The organism is Rubritalea sp., assembly GCF_039830215.1.
Classification (GTDB): domain Bacteria; phylum Verrucomicrobiota; class Verrucomicrobiia; order Verrucomicrobiales; family Akkermansiaceae; genus Rubritalea.
Map to the genome: position 1 here is coordinate 1 of NZ_JBDOPO010000280.1, position 4,891 is coordinate 4,891.

Here is a 4,891-nt window from a genome sequence, read left to right on the forward strand (position 1 = left end):
TCAAAGATCCAAAAAGGGATGGGGGAATAAAAATCCCCACCTTTTTTAGGGAAGGTGGGGATGAGTGGATTCATATTCCTGGTTCGACTTATATTAGAGTTGGTTGTCGTGTTCCGAACATTCCATCTGTGTTACGACGCCGCCTGTAGCTGTTAGTGTGAGTGACCCTTTTGTAGGGCACTCTGGAGCTGTAGCGAATGGTAGGCCTTCGCCAACAATGTCTGAAACTCCGCTCAGTGCAGTAACTTCTTGGGTGTTCACGTTCAAGTATGATTCAGCTGCCTTTCTTATTGAGGACTGAGTGATCTGACATGCTGCATTGTTGGAGGAGTCGCGGTAGTAGCCGGCTCCGATGAAGAGAACGGAGATGAGTACGAGGATAACAGCGATAACAACTGAAAGTTCGATGAGAGTCACACCTTTAGGTGACTTGCTGATGTTCTTATTTAGTTTCATGGTATGTATTATTTGTGTTTATTATGGGGAGATGTATTTGAATACACTTAGTCGTCGGATTTGGCGAGTTTGGCATTTTCAAAAGTTTCTTCGGAGATGAGTCCCTGGTGGTAAAGTCTGAGTAGGTTGTTGTCCCACTGAATATTGCCGGATCTGCGTATGGCATCTTCGAGGGAGCTTGCTCCACGGTCGTAGGCTGCAATGGCGGCTCCGACTGAGTCATCGTTGTTGTTGAGGAATTCGTAGGTAAGTACACGTCCGTGAACTCCAGTGAGAAGACCTTGAGAGTGGATGAAGATCATGATCTCACCGAGTCTGTTAAGGATGGATGCGTGTTTATCTTTAGGGTACATCTCCAAAATACGTCCCATTGTTTTAACGGCGCCTGTAGTATGAAGCGTGGAGAGTACGAGGTGTCCGGTTTGGGCTGCTTCAAGGCAGGTATCCATGGCTTCTCTGTCTCGGATCTCACCAAGGAGGATGATGTGTGGAGCTTTACGCAGAACGTCTTTGAGTCCTTGGCGGTAGTTGTCGACATCGCGGCCAACTTCTTGTTGGGTGACGATGGATGGGGCTAATGTTTTCATGCCCGGGACGTCTGGGTCATCCATATCATGTGGATATTGGTATTCCACTGGATCTTCGATGGTGACGATGTGTTTGGGATGGTGGCGGCGAGCCCAATCGATGAGTGATGCAAGAGTGGTTGATTTTCCGGATCCGGTTGGCCCTGTGACTAGGCACAGGCCGGCGCGTTTGAGTACTCCCTTCCGCAGAGATTCAATAGTGTCTGGCAGAATGCCGAGTGATTCGAGTTCAGGTATGGAATCGTTGAGAATACGACAAGTAATGCCTAGGCCGGGTGCACTTAAGTGGGCTTGGATGCGGAGACGGCCAGAAATCTCACCATGGTCACCATACTTAATACCGCTACAGGAGAAGTCGTCGACTCTTTTTTCTAGGAATGCATCGACAGCATCTTTGATGTGGTCTGATTTATTTTCGGTGCCACCGAAGCCGTGAGAGTCATCATCTTTGTTGTATAAGAGGGCTTCGTAAATTTTGAGCATCGAGTTAGCGCTCAAAGAGCCCAGATATGGGAGGGCTTCCATCCCGTGATGCGTTTCAATATACATCGGGCGGTTTGCTCGAAGCTGGATGTCTGAGACGCCTTTTTGTTGGCATGTCTGAAACATGATCTTGAGGAGTTCTTCACCACTCATTGTCTCGCTAAATGCCTGAGAGTTATGCTCAGTAGGCAATGGCGGTGGACTTGGGATGTTGATTGCAGCTTCCATAGTATAAAGTTGCGTTAGAGGTATCGCGGTATTTTACTTTGTGTTGGTTGATATGAATTTTGTGAAGGGAAAAGGTGGTTCAAAAAAATAACCGACAAATAATCTGTACACATAATCTATTTAATAGGCATATTTATGACGCTTGGCAATAGCGAAATTTGAATATTCTTGCTCTTTTTGGGTTTTTGGCTATCTGGTTGATTCTTATTGTTGGCTTCATCAGGATGTCTTTTGTGGGAGGTGAGTTTTTTTGCCTTTGGTTATATGTATGAACTTCTTGATTTGTGTTTTATCAGCCTAACGCAGGCTTTGAAAGGTTGCTAAAACGACTGGAGGTTTAGATGTGGAGTTCTCTCTTGAGCTGCCAGATTATTTGGTTAACTTGTATTTCTAATGGATGAAGCATGCAGGATAACGATCCCCTCTGGATATGGCATAGGGTATGGAAAAGGCACTATAGCAAGTGCTAAATATGAGATAAAATTGGGTCAGGGTACGCACTATCTCCTGGCTCGGAATGGGCGAGGGAAAACTACCCTGCTTCGATCTATAGCTGGGAGTCTGTCGGCACTGGTGGGGCGAGCTTATGTGCGGGGTAACGTGCAGTTCGTGCCTGAAGATATTGAGTACAATGACCATCTATCAGCTAAAGTGATACTGAAGGCTCTCCTGCCAAGTGAGAGCTTACAGGATTGTTTAGCCTTTGCAGAGCGTATTGAATTGGATGTGAATAAGAATTATCGCGATTTATCAACAGGGAATAAGCGTAAGATTAGTTGGTTGATGGCTGAGTTTAGTTGTAGTAAAGATGGGGGTGACGTATTACTGTTAGATGAGCCATTCACGGGTGTAGATTCCTATGTTCGTAATGCTTTCATGGAGTATTGGTCGGAGTGTCAGTCTGGGGTGTGTCGTTTAGTGAGCTGTCACCCTGACTTTGATAGCATGGGAATTCATAGTGCAGTGCTGATATCCGATGGTGAGATTACGCATACTGGAAGTAATCAGGGGAAAAGTTGGGGGGAATTGAAGGGGGCGCTAATATAGCAATCCAAGGAGTTAAGAAATGTTGAAACTGTTTAAATTATCTTTTGTGACGACTGTTCGGCAGAAGTCGGTATTCTTAGTGCTGCTTCTTCTAACTGTATTGCCTTTCGTATTTCTTCAGATGACGAATGTGGAGGTGGATGCTGATGTGGGGGGGGCTGCTGTGGCTCAGGCTGTGTGGCAATTGGCATGGGTTGCAGCTTGTTTTTGGTTGGTTTATTGTGCTGCAAGTATGGGGGGGGAGCATGTGCGTTCTCGTCTGGGGGAATATTTCCTGAGTGGAGGAGTGACAAAGTCTTCTCAGCTGTTTGGTCTTTGGTTAACCACATTGTTGTTTTCAGTTTTAATGCTTTTTGTGACAATGATGGTTTGTATTCTTGCTGCTGGGCCTGAGGGGCCTGTTGCTTTCAGACATTGGGTTGTTTTAAGTTTACAGCATGCAATACTGTTTTTAGTAGTTGTGTCTGCGGTTAATCAGTTTGTTATTGCATTGGCTTCTCGGTTTGGCGCGCTGGTTGGATATTCTGGAGGCTTATTTCTATATCTCTGCGGTTTTTATCTAGCGTTGATATTAGATAAAATTGTTATGTCGAAAGATGTGGCGTTTCAGGATGCGCTTTATGTACTGCTACCTCATTTCTACTTGGCTGATCTAACTCACCGATTTGTGCACCAGCAGGGTGCATTGACGAGCGTGGAGTTTTTTGGTGTTTTTGAGTATCTAGCTGGATGGAGTCTTTTGTTGAGTATTTTTGCGTACTTGGTGTTTACCCCGAAGTCTAAATGAAAGTATTATTGATTACGGCTTTTATGGGGGTAGGAGTATGTCTTGTGCTGGATGGATTCCATCGAACACAAGTGTTTCGTGGTCAGAGAGATTTGAATCTTTTAGAGTTGAAGTCGAGTCCCTACGGTGAAATTGTTGGGGCAGCCCTACAGGGTCCTGTGAGTATGAACTATCATGGTGGAATTGGGCATCAGCATGTGGGAGAGGGGCAGGGATGTGAAACGTGTGGCGTGAGTCACGGGGGCAGTGGCGTAAAGCGCTCGGTGGTGACTCAGTTAAAATTTGATTTGAGAGGGCTTGAGAGTGGGATTCGACAAAATAACCTTCCGGGAGTGCGAGGTGCAGAGGTGCTGAAGTATGAGAAAGGTAAGGTGAGGGAGTTGGTCAAGCTAGCGTATGAGATGGACCCAACTAATTATGGTAACTTCTCAATGTATTCCGACTCGGTTATGGATCAGTCTGGCTTTGCGGGGCTTTATGACGTCGTGCGAAAGACTCTCAATGCGTGTGATGGGAGAGATTATGACCCTAGTGATCCTTTGGCTGCCGCGGTGGCTGCGGAAAGTATCATGGTGTATCGTGCTGTGGAGATCGAGAGTAGGGGGGGGGAGAATGCCTACTTGGTAGATGATTACCGATTATTTGAGCAAAAGGTGAATCGCTTTAAAGGGTCGTTTGAGCGTGCGATCGATGACGGTAGATTAGCGAATTTTTCCCAGAAGAAAATTGACGAGATATTGGCTGTCTTCAAGAGGTTAAGTTGGACGCTCAAGGCCTATGGGGAAAAAGTGAAGGAGCGTAGTCATTAATAGGTACAAAAAATGCCCACAGCTGTTAGCTAGTAGGCATTTTTAGAGGAATGAAATGTTCTAGAAACTGAAAATTTCGCCTTCGTTGAAAAAGCGCTTGAGCTCAGCATCTGCTGACTCAGTGCTATCGGATGCGTGGCAGACGTTTACCATCATGTTCTCGCCGAGGTCACCGCGGAGAGTTCCGGCTGGAGCTTCTTCGGAATTTGTTGGTCCGAGGAGGTCGCGAACGCGGCTGATTGCGTCTTCACCTTCGAGTGCTAAAGCTATGACCGGAGTCTTCTGCATGAATGCAACGATTTCAGGGAAGAATGGCTTGTCAGCTACATGTGAATAGTGATCAGTTAGGAGTTCGTTGGATAGTGTCATCATCTTGATGCCGCGGATCACGAGGCCTTCTTTGAGGAAGCGCTCGAGTACTTTGCCTGAAAGGTTCTTTTCGATTGTGTCAGGTTTGAAAAGGATAAGAGTTGTTTCATTTGCCATATGCGTGG

General features: G+C 46.1%; 6 protein-coding genes. 3 read left to right on the forward strand and 3 right to left on the reverse strand.

Translation table 11 applies throughout. The features are described 5' to 3' along the window. Positions 1-93 precede the first annotated feature (93 nt). Positions 94-456, reverse strand: coding sequence for a type II secretion system protein (locus ABGY95_RS09265; protein WP_347441394.1), 363 nt, complete (start codon positions 454-456; stop codon positions 94-96). A gap of 47 nt (positions 457-503) precedes the next feature. After that, the gene (locus ABGY95_RS09270) at positions 504-1,754 is read right to left on the reverse strand and encodes an ATPase, T2SS/T4P/T4SS family (RefSeq protein ID WP_347441395.1); all 1,251 of its coding nucleotides are present in this window, start codon (positions 1,752-1,754) and stop codon (positions 504-506) included. A gap of 393 nt (positions 1,755-2,147) precedes the next feature. On the opposite strand from ABGY95_RS09270, the gene ABGY95_RS09275 reads away from it, so the two are divergent. The 3 genes from ABGY95_RS09275 to ABGY95_RS09285 are packed head-to-tail and all read left to right on the forward strand — an operon-like array spanning position 2,148 to position 4,397. Next, positions 2,148-2,801: an ATP-binding cassette domain-containing protein gene (locus ABGY95_RS09275; RefSeq protein ID WP_347441396.1), complete on the forward strand. Its 654-nt coding sequence runs from the start codon at positions 2,148-2,150 to the stop codon at positions 2,799-2,801. Positions 2,802-2,820: 19 nt separating this feature from the next. After that, complete coding sequence (locus tag ABGY95_RS09280) at positions 2,821-3,588, forward strand: hypothetical protein (protein WP_347441397.1); 768 nt, start codon at positions 2,821-2,823, stop codon at positions 3,586-3,588. Further along, the gene (locus ABGY95_RS09285; protein WP_347441398.1) at positions 3,585-4,397 is read left to right on the forward strand and encodes a hypothetical protein; all 813 of its coding nucleotides are present in this window, start codon (positions 3,585-3,587) and stop codon (positions 4,395-4,397) included. Before ABGY95_RS09280 ends, ABGY95_RS09285 begins: the two co-directional genes overlap by 4 nt. A gap of 60 nt (positions 4,398-4,457) precedes the next feature. Here the strand turns inward: ABGY95_RS09285 and ndk are convergent, their stop codons facing one another. Beyond that, on the reverse strand, positions 4,458-4,883 hold the full coding sequence (ndk, locus tag ABGY95_RS09290) for a nucleoside-diphosphate kinase (protein WP_347441399.1): 426 nt from the start codon (positions 4,881-4,883) through the stop codon (positions 4,458-4,460). Between the last annotated feature and the right edge of the window lie 8 nt (positions 4,884-4,891).

What these genes read in the sequence shown, in the direction of transcription:
- ABGY95_RS09280 (WP_347441397.1), top strand. Translation starts at nt 2,821, where the DNA reads ATGTTGAAACTGTTTAAATTATCTTTTGTGACGACTGTTCGGCAGAAG.
- ABGY95_RS09285 (WP_347441398.1), top strand. Translation starts at nt 3,585, where the DNA reads ATGAAAGTATTATTGATTACGGCTTTTATGGGGGTAGGAGTATGTCTT.
- ABGY95_RS09270 (WP_347441395.1), bottom strand. Translation starts at nt 1,754, where the DNA reads ATGGAAGCTGCAATCAACATCCCAAGTCCACCGCCATTGCCTACTGAG.
- ndk (WP_347441399.1), bottom strand. Translation starts at nt 4,883, where the DNA reads ATGGCAAATGAAACAACTCTTATCCTTTTCAAACCTGACACAATCGAA.
- ABGY95_RS09275 (WP_347441396.1), top strand. Translation starts at nt 2,148, where the DNA reads ATGGATGAAGCATGCAGGATAACGATCCCCTCTGGATATGGCATAGGG.
- ABGY95_RS09265 (WP_347441394.1), bottom strand. Translation starts at nt 456, where the DNA reads ATGAAACTAAATAAGAACATCAGCAAGTCACCTAAAGGTGTGACTCTC.